This is a genomic window from Mycobacterium sp. (assembly GCF_049647605.1).
In the GTDB taxonomy this organism is placed as follows: Bacteria; Actinomycetota; Actinomycetes; order Mycobacteriales; family Mycobacteriaceae; genus Mycobacterium.
In genome coordinates, this window is sequence record NZ_JBARXZ010000194.1 from 1 (window position 1) to 13,040 (window position 13,040).

A 13,040-nucleotide genomic window follows, 5' to 3' on the forward strand; every position below is an offset into this window, starting at 1 on the left:
ATCCCACGCGGCGCGGGCCCGCGGGTGCATCCGCCGACGCGGGGGCACCAGCCGGAACACCAGGCCCACCAGCTTGCCGAACCGCCGGTGCACCCACTCGTCGCGCGCCGACCAGCTCAGCCCCATCAACTGTCGAACCGCCGGGTGGTAAAGGCCGGTGGTGAACCACACAAAAAATGGCTTGAGCAGCAACCGTCGTTGCAGTGCCCAGACCCGGTCCGGCATCCACGACGCAAACGGCGGCTTGGGCAGTTCGTCGAGGTTGAGCACCTCACGGGCGGCCCAGTTGTTCTCCAGGACCTCGGTGCACATCTGCTGCCAGTACTGCTGGAAGTCCTCCCAGGTCTCCGGCACCGGCCGCATGCTCATGCCGTACATCGAGTACCACTGTTTGTGTTCTTCGAACAGTTGCCGTTTGTCGGCCTCGGAGATGCCACCCCAACACAGCCGCTCGGCCACGATCAGTGTGCCGACAAAGAATGTCGAGTGCGCCCAGTAGAAGACGTCCGGGTTCAACGCGTGGTACCGACGCCCCTGAGCGTCAACCCCTTTTATGTCGACGTGGTAGTCGCGGACTTCCGCACCGGTGGTCGGCGCCCGGTCACCGTCGAAGACCACCCCGCCGATCGGATAGAGCGAACGCAGCAACCGCGGCCAGCGTTCGGTGAAGAAGATCGAATGCTGTTCGACCGCAGCCCCCAGCTGCGGGTGCATGTTCTGCATCGAACCGGCCCACGGACCCTGGAGCATGCCGCGCCAGTCACCGAAGTACTGCCAGGTGAGCGACTCCGGCCCCAGCGGCTGCGGCGGCGATTCGTAGCCGGCCGCCGCTACCGGGCAGCCACTTGCGACTGGTTCACTGTTCAGCGGTGATACCCCGGAAGTATCTTGAGTCACCATGAGAGTGTCCCGTCGGTAAGCGAAGTTGACTACACCAGTTGTCAAAAGCTTAGGAGTGAAGTGACGTCCGGTCAAAGTCGCGGCCGTTGGTCCGGTGTTCCGCTCGAGGATCGCCAAGCCCGGCGACGCGAAGAACTGGTCGACGCCGGCATTGATCTCCTCGGCGGCGAAGGAGGTCCAGCGTTGACCGTCCGCGCGGTCTGCCGGCGCGCCAACCTGACCGAACGCTACTTCTACGAGAGCTTCTCCGACCGCGACGAGTTCGTCCGCGCGGCGTATGACGCCGTGTGCGCCAAGGCGATGTCCACCCTGGTCTCGGCGTCAACGCCACGCGAAGCCGTGGAACGTTTTGTGGCACTGATGGTCGACGACCCCGTACAGGGCCGCGTCCTGCTACTGGCCCCCGAAGTGGAGCCGGTGCTCGCCCGATCAGGCGCGGAGTGGATGCCCAGCTTCATCGACCTGCTGCAGCGCAAACTGACCACGATCACCGACCCGGTGACCGGCCACATGGCCGCCACCAGCCTCGTCGGCGGGCTGACCGCACTGTTCACCGCTTACCTGGAACACCGGCTGAGCGCCACCCGCGAACAGTTCATCGACTTCTGCATCGACACCATCATGAGCCGCGCCACCGTGACCTGAGCAGCCTCCGCATGGCCGCGATCACAGCGGCACACACGGCGAGCTTCCCGACACACCACAGCGGGGAACTTGAATGGTACTGAGGTACACAGATATATTGACTGCAACCAACGGGTACAGATAACCGCGGGCGCTTCCACACGCGAGGAGGACATGGCGTCTATGTCGAAGGAATTGAGCGACCTACAGCTCATCAAAGAACTCTCGCCAGTCGTCGAAGAGAACATCAACCGGCACATGCGGATGCGCAAGGACTGGAACCCGCACGACTACATCCCGTGGTCGGAGGGCAAGAACTGGTACGCCCTCGGCGGCCAGGACTGGGAGCCCGGCCAGTCCAAGCTGTCCGAGGTCGCGCAGACCGCGATGGTGCAGAACCTGCTCACCGAGGACAACCTGCCGTCCTATCACCGCGAGATCGCGATGAACTTCACCATGGACGACGCCTGGGGATGGTGGGTCAACCGCTGGACCGCCGAGGAGAACCGGCACGGCATCGCCCTGCGCGACTACCTCCTGGTGACCCGCGCGATCGACCCGGTCGAGCTGGAAACCACCCGCATGGAACAGGTGACCCGCGGCTTCTCCCCCGGCCAGAACCAGCAGGGCGACCTCTTCGCCTCGAAACTCTTCGACTCGGTGATGTACGTGTCGTTCCAGGAACTCGCCACCCGCGTCTCCCACCGCAACACCGGCAAGGAATGCAACGACCCGATCGCCGACCAGCTACTGGCTCGCGTCTCCGCCGACGAGAACCTGCACATGATCTTCTACCGCGACACCAGCGCCGCGGGTCTCGACATCGCCCCCAACCAGGCGATGAAGTCACTGCACCGGGTGCTGCGCAACTTCAAGATGCCCGGATACACCGTGCCCGCATTCCGGCGGAAGGCCGTCATCATCGCCGTCGGCGGTGTCTACGACCCGCGAATCCACCTCGACGACGTGGTGATGCCGATCCTGAAGAAGTGGCGCATCTTCGAACGCGACGACTTCACCGGCGAAGCGGCAGCCCTGCGCGACGACCTCGGGCTGCTCATCGAGGAGCTCGAAGAGGCCTCCGCCAAGTTCGAGGTCGCCAAGCACCGTCGACTCGAGCGCGAACGCCAGGTGGCCGAAAAGAAAGCCATGAAGAACCTCTTGGTCTCCTCCTCCTGATGACCTCGCTGGCGCCAGCCACCGTATCCACCTCAGATGCGGCCCGAACCCCATTGCGGATCGGGCCGTATCTGCTGCCCAGCCCCGTCGTGCTGGCACCCATGGCCGGTGTGACGAATGTCGCTTTCCGGACCCTGTGCCGCGAGCTCGAACAAGAACTGGTCGGCACCGTCAGCGGGCTCTACGTCTGCGAGATGGTCACTGCGCGCGCACTCGCCGAACGCCATCCCGCGACGATGCACATGACGACGTTCGCCCCGGAGGAATCACCGCGCTCGCTGCAGCTGTACACCGTCGACCCGAAGTACACCTACGAGGCCGCACGGATGATCGTGCAGGAGAACCTCGCCGACCACATCGACATGAACTTCGGCTGCCCCGTCCCCAAAGTGACCCGGCGCGGCGGCGGCGCCGCACTGCCCTACAAACGGCGGCTGTTCGGGCAGATCGTCGCGGCCGCGGTGCGGGCCACCGAAGGCAGCACCGTCCCGGTGACCGTGAAATTCCGCATCGGCATCGATGACTCTCACCACACCCACCTCGATGCCGGCCGCATCGCCGAACAGGAGGGCGCGGCCGCCGTGGCGCTGCACGCCCGCACCGCATCACAGCGGTACTCCGGGGCGGCCGACTGGGAGCAGATCGCCCAGCTCAAAGCGCATGTTCAGACCATTCCGGTGCTCGGCAACGGAGACATCTTCGATGCCAGCGACGCCCTGGCGATGATGGCCACCACCGGCTGCGACGGCGTGGTCATCGGACGCGGCTGCCTGGGCCGCCCCTGGCTGTTCGCCGAACTGTCGGCGGCGTTCACCGGCGCACCGGCACCGGTACCGCCGACACTCGGCGCTGTCGCCGACATCATCCGCCGGCACGGGGTGCTGCTGGCTGAGCACTTCGGTGAAGACAAGGGCATGCGCGACATGCGCAAGCACGTGGCCTGGTATCTCCACGGCTTCCCGGTCGGATCCGACCTGAGGCGGGCGCTGGCGCTGGTGAAGACCCTCGACGAGCTCAGCGCACTGCTCGACGGGCTCGAGCGCGACGTGCCGTTCCCACCGGCCGCCGAGGGCCCGCGCGGCCGGCAGGGCTCACCGGCGTCGGTCACGCTGCCGGAAGGCTGGCTCGACGATCCGGACGACTGCACGGTGCCCGAGGGCGCCGACGCTATGCACTCCGGTGGCTGAACCGAGACGGATTCGACATTCGTCTTCTCAGTTTCCGTAAGTAGCATGTATTCGTTCCTGTGCTCCAGTGGCGAAGCACCCCCATGTGCTGCTAAAGACATAGGGACCAAAAACAGGGAACTGAAATTTCTGATGCGGCACGACGCCCGATCCACCCGACGGCGTGATTTGCATCGGTGTCGTTCGACTACGGATCCGTCCGAGTCACCTAGAGCCGGAGGCCGGATACGGACATGAGTGACGGCGATAGCGCCACTCCTGGCCAGCACCGCGCGTCGGGTCCGGACGAGGACAACCAGTGGATCTCCCGGTCTTCACGACCGACGCCCGGCGCTGCACCGTGGGAACGAGCCCTCGACCCCGCGGCCTCCGACAGCGATTCCGACGACCCCGCAGCCTCCGACAGCGATTCCTCCGGCTACGACATCACCGACTACGACGATGACGAGCCGACCGGCAACCACACCGGCGGTGTCACGGTCGCCGACCTGTTTGCCAAGCTCACCGGCGATATCCCGGACTCGCTGAAGCAGCCACAACTCGACGCGCCCACATCGGCGAGCACTCCCGAACCCCCGGTCTTCGACGCTGCTCCTGTCGTCTTCGACGCTGCTCCTGTCGTCTTCGACGACGACCCGCCCACGCTGCCCACACAGACTGCGTACGCCTCGGAAATCCCCGACCTGGCGGCGCTGCCCGCCCGGCAAGGCACCACCGAGACCGAGAAGACCACACTGCTCCCGGCCGTCATCGACGACCGGTTGCCGGCGCCGCTGGCCACGAAGCCCCCCCGATTCAACGCGAAGCGCCGGCGCTCCGCCCTGATGGCGGGGAGGTCGGTCGCCGCGATCATCGCGGTGCTGGCGCTCACCCTCACCGGCGGAGCCTGGCAGTGGAACTCCTCGAAAAACAGCAATCTCAACAACGTCGCCGCCCTCGATCCGGATTCGCGCGACATCGTCGATCCCAACGCGCAGTTCGGTGACGAGAACTTCCTGATCGTCGGAACCGACAGCCGCTACGGCCACAACAGCGACATGGGCGCCGGAAGCACCGAGGACGCCGGCGGAACCCGCTCCGACACGGTGATGCTGGTGAACATCCCGGCCAACCGCGAGCGCGTGGTGGCCGTGTCCTTCCCGCGCGACCTGGCGATCACGCCGATGGAGTGCGAGCCGTGGAATCCCGAAACCGGCGAATACGGGCCGATATACGACGAGACGACCGGCACCTACGGGCCTGACACCTGGTACACCGAGACCAAGCTGAACTCGGCGTACGCCTACGGCGGCCCCAAGTGCCTGGTGAAGGTCATCCAGAAGATCTCCGGCCTGTCGATCAACCGGTTCATGGCCATCGACTTTGCCGGCTTCTCCAAGATGGTCGACGCCCTCGGCGGCGTGGAAGTCTGCTCCGCGACTCCCCTCGAGGACTACGAGCTGGGCACCGTGCTGGCCAACGCCGGCAGGCAGATGGTCGACGGCCACACCGCGCTGAACTACGTGCGCGCCCGCCAGGTCACCACCGAGTTCAATGGGGATTACGGCCGGATCAAGCGCCAGCAGCTGTTCTTGTCGTCGCTGTTGCGCTCCCTGATCTCCAAGGAGACGTTCTTCTCGCTGAAGAAGTTGAACAACGTCGTCAACATGTTCATCAGCGACAGCTATGTCGACAACATCGGCACCAAGGACCTGGTGGACCTGGGCCAATCGCTGCAGGGCGTGGCGGCCGGCCGAATCACCTTCATCACCGTGCCGACCACCGGCTACGCCGACGCCTACGGCAATGAGCAGCCGCGCACCGACGACATCAAGGCGCTGTTCCGGGCCATCATCGACGATTCGCCACTGCCGGGCGAGAACGACCAGAACGCGACCACCACACCGGTCACCTCGTCGACCGAGACCACCGACCCCACAACGGCCCCGACCACCGCGACACCGAACCTCGCGCAGTCCAGCACGCAGCTGGTGGACGCGGCGACCCTCGACCCCGCCGAGGTCAGCGTGCACGTCGCCAACTCCACCGGCCAGACCGGCCTGGGATCCACCGCCAGCAGCGCGCTGCGGCAATACGGCTTCACCGTCGACGACCCGAACGACTACCCGATCAACCTGCCCGCCACCACCGTGATGTATTCACCGGGTAACGAGCAGGCCGCGGCCACCGTGGCAGCAGCGTTCGGGATCCCGGCGGTCGAGCGGATGACCGGGCTCGGTAGCACCGTGCAAGTGGTTCTGGGACCCGACTTCGTATCGGTGAGCGCACCGGAATCCGCGGGCACCCCGATCAGCATGGAGGTCACCCAGGGGGAGATGACGGCCATGCCGACCGACCTCCCCGAGGATCTGACCGTCACCAACGGCGCCGATACCACCTGCGAGTAGCGGCTCGGCGCCAACACGAGGGGCTGCCATTCATCGGCCGTTCACGTGGCACGTCATCCCTTTTGTGGGTCCACCGACGTAGGCTTGGCACATGCGTACCGCTTACCAGGAGCAACTAGCGGCCCTGGCCGCACAACTCGGCGAGATGTGCGGTTTGGCCGGCATTGCGATGGAACGTGCCACCCAGTCCCTGCTCCAGGCCGATCTGGTCCTGGCCGAACAGGTCATCTCCGACCATGAGCAAATCACCCAGCGAAGCGCACAGGCCGAGGAGAATTCCTTCCACCTGCTCGCCCTGCAAGCACCGGTCGCCGGCGATCTGCGCGCCATCGTCGGCGCCATCCAGATCGTCGCCGACATCGAGCGGATGGGTGCGCTGGCACTGCACGTCGCCAAGATCGCCCGGCGCCGGCACCCGCAGCACACCCTGCCCGAAGAGGTGAACGGTTACTTCGCCGAAATGGGCCGCGTCGCCGTCGAACTGGGACGCAGCGCCCGTGAAGTGCTCGAGACCGGCGACCCCGAGAAGGCCGCCAGGATCCGCGACGAAGACGACGCGATGGACGACCTGCACCGGCACCTGTTCACCGTTCTGATGGACCGTGAATGGAAGCACGGCGTTGCCGCCGCCGTGGACGTCACTCTGCTCGGCCGGTTCTACGAACGGTTCGCCGACCACGCCGTCGAGATCTCCCGCCGCGTGATCTTCCAGATCACCGGAGAGCTGCCCGTCGACTCGGATATCTACTCGACGCACTGAGCCCACAACGACAAATCCCCTGAAACCGAAAGGTTTCAGGGGATTTGTCGTTGAGCGGGTTTACCCGAAGCGACCCGAGATGTAGTCCTCGGTGGCCTTCTGAGTGGGGTTGGAGAAGATCTTCTCGGTGTCGTCGACCTCGATCAGCTGGCCCGGCTTACCGGTGGCCTCGAGATTGAAGAACGCCGTCTGATCGCTCACGCGAGCAGCCTGCTGCATGTTGTGCGTGACGATGACAATGGTGAAATCCTGCTTCAGCTCGGAGATCAGATCCTCGATCGCCAGTGTCGAGATCGGGTCCAGCGCCGAGCAGGGCTCATCCATCAGCAGCACGTCGGGCTGCACCGCGATGGCGCGGGCGATGCACAGCCGCTGCTGCTGACCACCGGACAGGCCGCCACCCGGCTTGTCGAGGCGGTCTTTGACCTCGTTCCACAGGTTCGCGCCCTTGAGGGACCGCTCGGCAGTCTCCTCCAGGGTCTTCTTGTTCCGCACTCCCTGCAGCTTCAGACCGGCAACCACGTTGTCACGAATCGACATGGTGGGGAACGGATTCGGCCGCTGGAACACCATGCCGATGGTCTTACGCACACCCACCGGGTCGACCCCGGAGCCGTAGATGTCGTCGCCGTCGAGCAGCACCGAACCCTTGACGTAAGCGCCCGGGATCACCTCGTGCATCCGATTGAGAGTCCGCAGCACTGTCGACTTGCCGCAGCCCGACGGACCGATGAAGGCCGTGACGCTGCGCGGCGGAACCGCCAGCGACACGTTCTGCACGGCGTGGAACGCGCCGTAGTAGATGTTGACGTCTTTCAGGTCGAGACGCTTTGCCATATCAGTGAACTCCTAGACCTTTTTCGGGGCAAAGAACTTGGCGATGAATCGCGCGCCGACGTTGAGCACGGCAATGACGACGATGAGCGTGAACGCGGCACCCCAGAGTCGGTCCGTCGGCACCGGGTTGGCACCGGCGCCCGCCGAGGTCTGGTCGAACATCATGCCGGGCAGCGAGCCCATGAAGCCGCTGAACATGTCGAAGTTGATCGCCTGCGCGTACCCCACCAGGATCAGCAGCGGGGCGGTTTCACCCATGACGCGGGCCAGTGCCAACAGGATTCCGGTGACGATGCCCGACAGGGCGGTCGGAATGACGATTGCGGAGATGGTCTTCCACTTCGGCACGCCGAGTGCGTAGCTGGCCTCGCGTAGATCCATCGGCACGATGCGCAGCATCTCCTCGGTGGAGCGGACGATCACCGGAATCATCAACAGCACCAGGGCAAGCGACACCGCGAACCCGGACCGCTGGAAGCCGAACGTCGCCACCCACAGGGCATAGATGAACAGCGCGGCCACAATCGACGGCACCCCGGTGAGGATGTCGACCATGAAGGTCGTCACCTTGCCCAGGCGCGTGCCGCCGCCGTACTCCACCAGGTAGATGCCGACGAAGACACCGATCGGGATGGAGATGACGGCACAGATCAGCGCCTGCAACAGCGAGCCGACGATGGCGTGATACGCACCGCCGCCGGCGGCGAACGCCGTCATACCCGCTTGGGAGTTCATCCACCAGGTGCTCGAGGTGACGGCACCGAAGCCCTTGACGATCACCGTCAGCAGCACCCACACCAGCGGCACCAGGGCCACCACAACCGAACCCGTCACCAGGACGGTGGCGAGGTTGTCGCTGAACTTGCGGCGACCACTCACCTTCTGGAAGGTCGGCTCTTTCACCGGCCGGTCAAGCGTCGATGTCATGATGCGGACCTGTCCTTTCCGGAAACCGCGGCCCGGGCCAGCGAGTTGACCACAAACGTCAGGATGAACAGCACCAGGCCGGCGGCGATGTACGCGCCCGCCTTGTACTGGTCGTTGAATTCCGATGCCGCGGAGGCGATCTTGCTCGCGAAGGTGTAACCCCCGTCGAACACCGACCAACCGAACATGGTCTGGGTGCCGCGCAGGATGATCAACAGCGCGATGGTCTCGCCGAGTGCGCGGCCGAGGCCGAGCATGGCACCGCTGATGTAGCCGGACATACCGAACGGCAGCACCGTGGTACGCACCACTTCCCAGCGGGTGGCGCCCAGTGCCAGCGCGGCCTCGATCTGGCCGCGCGGCGTCTGCACGAACACCTCGCGGCTCACCGCGGTGATGATCGGCAGGATCATCACCGCGAGCACGATGCCCGCGGTGAAGATGGTGCCGCCGCCGGCCACCGACGCGTTACCAGTGGAGAACAGGAACAACCAGCCCATGTGCTCGTTGAGCCAGAGCGCAAACGGACGCAGCGCAGGCGCCAGCACGTACAGGCCCCACACGCCGTAGATGATCGACGGCACCGCGGCCAGCAGGTCCACCATGTAGGCCAGTGGGCCCTTGACCCGCGCGTGGGCGTACTGCGTCAGGTAGATGGCGATGCCGAGCGCCACCGGCATCGCCAAGATGAGTGCAAACACCGACACGAAGACGGTCACCTGCAGCAGGTCGAGGATGCCGAACTGCATCGCCGACGTATTCGTGGTCACCCAGTTGCCGCCGAAGAGGAAGAAATTCGCCTCGTTACGGGCCAGCGCCGGGATCGCACGCCACAGCAGGAAGAAACCGATCGCGGCGATCAGCACCACGATCAGGATGCCCGAACCTTCCGACAGCAGTCGGAAGATCCGGTCCCCCACCCGAACCTTGGCGCCCTTCGACGGGTTGGTCGATATCGGTTCGGATTCCCCGAAAGGCGCCGCAACGACAGCCGCTGAGCCGGCGTCCGCGGGGTTCGGGGTCGAATCAACGTTTGTCACGGAGACGCCACCATCATTAATCGGGTTTGTCATTCAATCCTCACCGCATTCGTGCCGGTTCGCAGGGCAACTAAGCGATCGCGTCGATCGAGTTGAGCAACCGCTCCTTGAAGCGTTCCGGCAGCGGCACGTAGCCGGCGGCCGACAGTCCACCCTGACCGTCGTTGGCAGCAACCGTCAGGAACGACTTCACCGCAGCCGAGGTGTCGGCGTCATAACCCGCCGAGCAGACGATCTCGTAGGTCGCCAGGACCAGCGGGTAAGCGCCCTCTTCCTTGGTGCCGTACAGCGAAGCCAGGTCCAGCGCCAGGTCGTTGCCGTCAGCGGCGAAGCCGGCCGCGTCGATCGCCTTGTTGGCGGACTCGTCGTTCAGGGCGACCGGACCGCTGCCGGTGTCGATCTGGGCGTAGGGCATTCCCGCCTGATCGGCGAAGCCCTTCTCCACGTAGCCGATGGCGCCCGGGGTGGCCTGCACGGCCTGCACCACACCAGCGGACTTCTGCGCGCCTTCACCGGCGCCACCTTGGAACTCGCTGCCGTCGCCCTTGGTCCACACCGTCGGCGCGGCCGCCTCCAGGTACTTCTGGAAGTTGTCGGTGGTGCCCGAGGAATCCGACCGGAAGATCGGCGTGACCGCGGCATCCGGCAGGGTCTTGCCCTCGTTCAGGGCTGCGATGGCCGGGTCGTTCCAGTTGGTGATGGCGCCCTGGAAGATGTTGGCGATGACGTCGGCGTTGAGCGTCAGATCCTCGACACCCTCGACGTTGTAGGCCATCGCCACCGGGCCGAACACCAGCGGCAGGTTCCACGCCGGGTTACCACCGCAACGCTCCGCGGCGGCCGCGATCTGACTCTCCGACAGCGGGGAGTCCGAGCCGGCGAAGTCGACGTTGCCCGCGATGAACTGCTCGCGCCCCGCACCCGAACCGGTGGGGTTGTAGGACAGGTTCTTACCGGAGCACACCTGGCCCCAGACCTGGTTGAACACGGCGATGGCGTTCTGCTGCGAGGTGGCGCCCTCGGCGGTCACCGAGGTCTTGCCTTCGCAGTCCTCAGCCGCGCCTGCTGCAGCAGTACCGGCGGCGGAACCGGAGGTCCCCGAGGAGCCGGCGTTGTTGTCGCTGCCGCACGCCGTCAGTGCCAGACCAGCAATGGCAGTTGCCGATACGGTCGTCAGAAATGCCTTGCCGAAGAAGTTGCGCTTCACCCGATCCCGCTTTCTCATGAGCACGCCGGTTCCGACGACCGGACGTCCAGTGCTTTTCCCTGGGCGAAGCTATGCGCCAGGAATGGACGGCACGCTCATGCCAGGTGAACGGAAGGTGAACAGCTGCGTGAACGTGAAGTTTCGCCCAGCTGTGAGTCCGCTTTGCGTGGGCGATATCACTGATCAGGTGTGGTATTGACCCGATATGCGGTGTCGGAGCTGTAGACGCTGAACCCGAGTCGCTCGTAGGTGCGCACGGCCGGAACGTTGTCCGATTCCACGTACAGCATCACCACCGGCTGCTCCCCGCCGGCCAGTTTCTTCGCCAGGTATTCCAATCCGAGCACGGTCAGCGTGGCGCCCAACCGTTTGCCCCGGGCGCCCGGGTCGACACCGACGACATACACCTCACCCAGACCCGTGCCGGACTCGGGCGCATGGATCTTCGTCCAGTGGAAACCGAGCAGCCGGTCGCCGTCGAACGCCAGGAACAGACCTTCGGGGTCGAACCACGGTTCGTTGCGCCGTTCGGCGATGTCGGCCTCGGTCCAGCCCCCCTGTTCCGGGTGCCAGGAGAAGGCGGCATTGTTGACCCGCAGCAGCTCGGCGTCGTCGGCGGGGCCGGCATAAGTCCGCACCTGCACGCCGTCGGCGATCTCGACGTCGGGCAGTGAATCCAGCGCACGTCGCATCTGCAGCAGCTCGCGCACCGGCACCAGCCCCAGGGCGGCCGCGGTGGCCGTCGCCGCCGGGAGCGTGCCGTGCGCCCAGAAGCTGCGATCGCCGTCGGTCTCGGCCAGTGCGGCGGCGATCAGCGCTGCCCCGATCCCCCGCCGGCGCGCCCGCGGGTGGACCACCACTTCGGCGATCTCCTCGGTGAGGTTCAGATAGCCCTGCACCTGCGCCGAGTCGTCGATCGCGATCAGATGTCGGGTCCGCTGCCGGCCGAGTTCACGCAGCACCTGCTCTCCGACCGGCGCGATTCCGTCGGCTTCGGTCGCCGCAGCGATCAGCGCACGCACCGCTGCCTGTTCATCCGGCGACAGCTCTGATCGCCACTCGATGCTCGTCACTGGCGTTGCTCTGCCAGCGCGCCGTCGACGCCGTAGGGCTGATCCCCGAGGTCGTCCCCGGTGTCGATGTCATCGTCGATATCGGGTTCGGCGGGAGCGGGCGGGCGGCCTCTGGCGGGGCGCACCGCCTTGTAGCCGACATTGCGCACCGTGCCGATGAGGGACTCGTACTCCGGGCCCAGCTTCGCCCGTAGCCGCCGCACGTGCACGTCGACGGTCCGGGTGCCACCGAAGAAGTCGTATCCCCAGACCTCTTGCAGCAACTGTGCCCGTGTGAACACCCGGCCCGCGTGTTGGGCGAGGTACTTGAGGAGTTCGAATTCCTTGTAGGTGAGGTCGAGTGGCCGGCCGCGCAGTCGAGCGGTGTAGGTGCCTTCGTCGATCACCAGTTCACCCAGGCTGACCTTGCCTGCGCTCTCCTGGGCCGCCGCTCCCCCGCGCCGACCGACGAGCAGCCGCAGCCGCGCATCGATCTCGGCAGGTCCGGTGCTCGGCAGCAGGATTTCGTCGAGGCCCCACTCCACATTGACGGCAACCAGGCCGCCTTCGTTGACCACCGCGACGACGGGGACCGAGGTTCCCGTCGACCCGAGCAGTCGGCACAGCCCGCGCGCAGCGGCCAAATCCGACCGCGCGTCGACAATCGCAACGTCGGCCGTCCCCGCCTCCAGCAGCGACGAAACCTCCGTTGGCGCCGCCCGCACATTGTGCGCCAGCAGGGACAACGACGGCAGAACTGACTCCGGATGCGGGTCGACCGTCAGTAGCAATAGATCCAACTGAACCCTCCAGCAACCGAGAGAACATCTCCCAGATTCATTGTCGACACATCACTGTTACCGACCAAGATGATCTAACGATAGCTCGCAACCTGCTATTTGGCCGGGTAGAGAAGGCACGCGATGATTCGCTGCACCCC

Annotated in this window: 12 protein-coding genes; 5 read left to right on the top strand and 7 right to left on the bottom strand. The window is 65.5% G+C overall.

From position 1 onward, the window contains the following. Positions 1-897 (bottom strand): oxygenase MpaB family protein (locus WBB07_RS24600; RefSeq protein ID WP_526311487.1); only part of this gene is annotated, 897 nt, incomplete at its 3' end. Between the two features lie 63 nt (positions 898-960). On the opposite strand from WBB07_RS24600, the gene WBB07_RS24605 reads away from it, so the two are divergent. From WBB07_RS24605 to phoU, 5 genes are all read left to right on the top strand, one after another. Continuing rightward, entirely contained in the window at positions 961-1,545 is a 585-nt protein-coding gene (locus WBB07_RS24605) for a TetR/AcrR family transcriptional regulator (protein WP_526311489.1), read from the top strand. A gap of 162 nt (positions 1,546-1,707) precedes the next feature. Next, entirely contained in the window at positions 1,708-2,703 is a 996-nt protein-coding gene (locus WBB07_RS24610) for an acyl-ACP desaturase (RefSeq protein ID WP_526311491.1), read from the top strand. Then, positions 2,703-3,890 (top strand): tRNA dihydrouridine synthase DusB, encoded by a 1,188-nt coding sequence (gene dusB, locus WBB07_RS24615; protein WP_526311493.1) that lies wholly within the window; start codon positions 2,703-2,705, stop codon positions 3,888-3,890. The genes WBB07_RS24610 and dusB overlap by 1 nt, the downstream gene beginning before the upstream one ends. A gap of 233 nt (positions 3,891-4,123) precedes the next feature. Continuing rightward, entirely contained in the window at positions 4,124-6,277 is a 2,154-nt protein-coding gene (locus tag WBB07_RS24620) for an LCP family protein (protein WP_526311495.1), read from the top strand. A gap of 91 nt (positions 6,278-6,368) precedes the next feature. Then, a complete protein-coding gene (phoU, locus tag WBB07_RS24625) occupies positions 6,369-7,037 on the top strand; it encodes a phosphate signaling complex protein PhoU (protein WP_526311497.1) in 669 nt (222 codons plus the stop codon). Positions 7,038-7,097: 60 nt separating this feature from the next. Here the strand turns inward: phoU and pstB are convergent, their stop codons facing one another. The 6 genes from pstB to WBB07_RS24655 form a co-directional block, all read right to left on the bottom strand. After that, positions 7,098-7,874 (bottom strand): phosphate ABC transporter ATP-binding protein PstB, encoded by a 777-nt coding sequence (gene pstB / locus WBB07_RS24630; RefSeq protein ID WP_526311499.1) that lies wholly within the window; start codon positions 7,872-7,874, stop codon positions 7,098-7,100. Positions 7,875-7,886: 12 nt separating this feature from the next. Next, positions 7,887-8,801: a phosphate ABC transporter permease PstA gene (gene pstA / locus WBB07_RS24635; RefSeq protein WP_526311501.1), complete on the bottom strand. Its 915-nt coding sequence runs from the start codon at positions 8,799-8,801 to the stop codon at positions 7,887-7,889. After that, on the bottom strand, positions 8,798-9,874 hold the full coding sequence (pstC, locus tag WBB07_RS24640; protein ID WP_526311503.1) for a phosphate ABC transporter permease subunit PstC: 1,077 nt from the start codon (positions 9,872-9,874) through the stop codon (positions 8,798-8,800). Before pstC ends, pstA begins: the two co-directional genes overlap by 4 nt. 37 nt (positions 9,875-9,911) lie before the next feature. Then, positions 9,912-11,066 carry a phosphate ABC transporter substrate-binding protein PstS gene (pstS, locus tag WBB07_RS24645; protein ID WP_526311505.1) on the bottom strand — a complete coding sequence of 385 codons (1,155 nt, stop codon included), beginning with the start codon at positions 11,064-11,066 and terminating at the stop codon, positions 9,912-9,914. A 158-nt stretch (positions 11,067-11,224) separates the two neighbouring features. Next, positions 11,225-12,121 (bottom strand): mycothiol synthase, encoded by an 897-nt coding sequence (gene mshD, locus WBB07_RS24650; protein WP_526311507.1) that lies wholly within the window; start codon positions 12,119-12,121, stop codon positions 11,225-11,227. Continuing rightward, complete coding sequence (locus WBB07_RS24655; protein WP_526311509.1) at positions 12,118-12,900, bottom strand: winged helix-turn-helix transcriptional regulator; 783 nt, start codon at positions 12,898-12,900, stop codon at positions 12,118-12,120. Before WBB07_RS24655 ends, mshD begins: the two co-directional genes overlap by 4 nt. Positions 12,901-13,040: the final 140 nt, after the last annotated feature.

Coding starts and splice junctions, on each gene's coding strand:
- dusB (WP_526311493.1), top strand. CDS start 2,703: ATGACCTCGCTGGCGCCAGCCACCGTATCCACCTCAGATGCGGCCCGA.
- pstS (WP_526311505.1), bottom strand. CDS start 11,066: ATGAGAAAGCGGGATCGGGTGAAGCGCAACTTCTTCGGCAAGGCATTT.
- pstA (WP_526311501.1), bottom strand. CDS start 8,801: ATGACATCGACGCTTGACCGGCCGGTGAAAGAGCCGACCTTCCAGAAG.
- phoU (WP_526311497.1), top strand. CDS start 6,369: ATGCGTACCGCTTACCAGGAGCAACTAGCGGCCCTGGCCGCACAACTC.
- WBB07_RS24610 (WP_526311491.1), top strand. CDS start 1,708: ATGTCGAAGGAATTGAGCGACCTACAGCTCATCAAAGAACTCTCGCCA.
- WBB07_RS24620 (WP_526311495.1), top strand. CDS start 4,124: ATGAGTGACGGCGATAGCGCCACTCCTGGCCAGCACCGCGCGTCGGGT.
- pstB (WP_526311499.1), bottom strand. CDS start 7,874: ATGGCAAAGCGTCTCGACCTGAAAGACGTCAACATCTACTACGGCGCG.
- pstC (WP_526311503.1), bottom strand. CDS start 9,874: ATGACAAACCCGATTAATGATGGTGGCGTCTCCGTGACAAACGTTGAT.